The organism is Saccharomonospora iraqiensis subsp. iraqiensis, from assembly GCF_000430445.1.
GTDB classification, from domain to species: Bacteria; Actinomycetota; Actinomycetes; order Mycobacteriales; family Pseudonocardiaceae; genus Saccharomonospora; species Saccharomonospora iraqiensis.
In genome coordinates, this window is sequence record NZ_KE387117.1 from 26,665 (window position 1) to 28,990 (window position 2,326).

At 72.4% G+C, this 2,326-nt stretch carries 1 protein-coding gene and 1 pseudogene; both read right to left on the reverse strand.

Annotated features, from left to right (window positions below):
* Window positions 1–240, reverse strand: a pseudogene (locus tag ACTIR_RS26835) (prenyltransferase); the annotation flags it as partial.
* Window positions 241–418: 178 nt separating this feature from the next.
* The coding region (locus ACTIR_RS0117440) for a neutral/alkaline ceramidase (RefSeq protein ID WP_026455245.1) at window positions 419–2,326 on the reverse strand (1,908 nt) is incomplete at its 5' end.

Sequence of the window (2,326 nt, forward strand, 5' to 3'; positions counted from 1 at the left end):
GCTCAGGGTGGGCACGATGTCGTAGGCGCCCGGCCCGCCCCAGCGGCCGTCGGCGGCCTGGGTGTCCAGCAGGTACCGCACCCGCCGTTCGTGCCCCGCCAGGGACGGGGTGTGCGCGACGATCCGGCCCGTCTCGTAGACCGAGGGTTCGAACGCCCCCGAGGGGTCGTCGGCCATCTCGGTCAGCAGGTTCCGGACCGTCTCCCCGGCCCCGTCCAACCAGGACACACGCGCTGTCATTCGGGCAGCCACCCCTCGCCGATGCCGTCGGGTCCTTCTCCGGCCACGGTCGTCCCGCTCGGTGAACGGGAAGCGTAGTCGGACGGGCACCGAACGTAGCATCGATCATGAAACTTCTACATGATGTTCGTCCTTTCGGAGCAGAGGCCGGGAAGATCGCTCCAGGTCGTCGCGGTCGTCAGGGGATCACCCGGAACTCGCCGCTCGTCCCGGTGAACGGGCTCACCCGACCGAGGGCGTTCTTGGCGTCGCCGTGGTAGCGGATGCGGTAGGTGCCGTCGGCGTCCCCGGGCACGTCCCAGGTGACGGTGACCTCCGACGCCGCGATCCCCCGGCGGGCCCAGCGCAGTGTGGTGGACCAGTCGCCGTCGACGGCGACGGTGCGCCACCCGTCTCCGGTCCGCCGTTGCACCTCCAGGTACGTCCCGCCCCGGTGCAGGTCGTTGTTCGGGTGTGCCCCGGCGAACGTCACCCGCACCCGTTCGCCGGGCAGGTAGGCCGGACGTGGCGCGGTGAGCACGTCCCCGAACCCGTGCCCGGCCGGGGGCGAGTCCAGGACGACGGGCGGTTGCAGGGAGAGCTGCCGGTCGGACAGGTCCGGTGCGGCCGGACCGGGCGGGAGCTCCGTGCCGTCCCGCAGTGCCGTGGCCAGCCGGGCCGACGTCTGCCGCAGCGCGGGCAGCTGCCAGCGGCCGAAGAGCGTGCTGCCGCCCTCGTAGTGCTGGGCGTCGTACTCCTCGGGCGTGGTCACGTAGTGCGCGTAGGCGTTGCTGTACCCGGCGACGAGCACGTCGGACAGATCCGCCCCGACGATGTCGGCGACCGTGCGGCGCAACCGCAGCCCCGCGGTGACGGTCACCTCGGCGGGGATGCCGACGAGGTACAGCCCGCCGATCCGCACGAGCTGGACCGGTACCCGCTCCTGCACCCACGGGTACACGGCGTTCATCGCGCCGATCGGCACGGCGATGTCCTTCGGGGCCTGGCAGTCCTCCAACTCCGGCGAGGCGGTGTAGAGCACCGAGTCGGAGACCAGGTCCCACAGCGGGTTCTCGCCCTCGGAGAAGCCCGGGAACGCGGGCCCGTCCTCGGTGCTGCCCGCGGCCATCGCCGCTCCCACGGCGGGGGCGCACGTGCGGTGGGTCCGGCCGTCCCCGGTGAACTCCGGTCGGACGGTGACGTCGGAGAGGTCGACGTGCACCAGCCGGGAGTCGACCGGCCCGCGCACCGGGGCCGCCGGGGTGTCCAACTGGGCGGCCGCCGCCTCGTACTGGCGCTGCCCGATCTCCCGGGTCCGGGCGACGTCCTCCGGGGTGGACGGCGGGGTCAGGTCCAGGTTCGGTGTCATGTCGCCCGCGTTGGTCTGGGCGAAGGCGGCCACGAAGTCGGGGGGACCGTCGTCGGTGCCGCCGTGCTCCACCCCGGCCACGTCGTGTTCCCAGTGGTGCGCGGCGTAGCCCTTGTTGTCCCCGCTGACCAGCCGGTTGTCCCCGGACATGCTGGTGTTGTGGGTGGCGAAGAAGTTGAGCGCGCCCACCGGCTCCCCGCGCCGCTCGATCCGCAACAGCGACGTCCGCGGGTCGATACCGTCGGGGAAGTGCCGCCGGTCGGCGGCCGGGTTGCGGGCGAACGCCTCGCGGGAGCGGTTCGCGCTCGCGTTCGTCAACTCACCGTGGGTCAGGCGCAACGCGGACGGTGCGAGGTCGTCGTGCGCCTCGCGCACCGACTCGACGATGCCGTCGGTGACGGCGTCGAAGGTCTTCTCGTGGAAGCCCAGCGTGGTGAGGTTGTAGAGCAGGTGGTGCGACTGGCCGCCCGGTCCCGCGTGCGTGTGCGTGGCGGTGATCAGGACGTTGCGGTCGGTGTAGCGGTCGCCGTACTCGTCGGCCAGCCGACGCAGGACCTCCTGCCGGACGCTGGAGAAGATCATCGGCGCGTCCACGACGACCAGCACCACCCGCTCCCCGGTGGCCGGGTGCGCGATCACGAACGACCGCGCGCGCAGGCGGGTGTGCAGGCCCTCGGCCTGCTGGTCGAGCCTGCCGTAACCCATGAGCCCGACCTCGGCGATCTCCCCGGTGGCGTC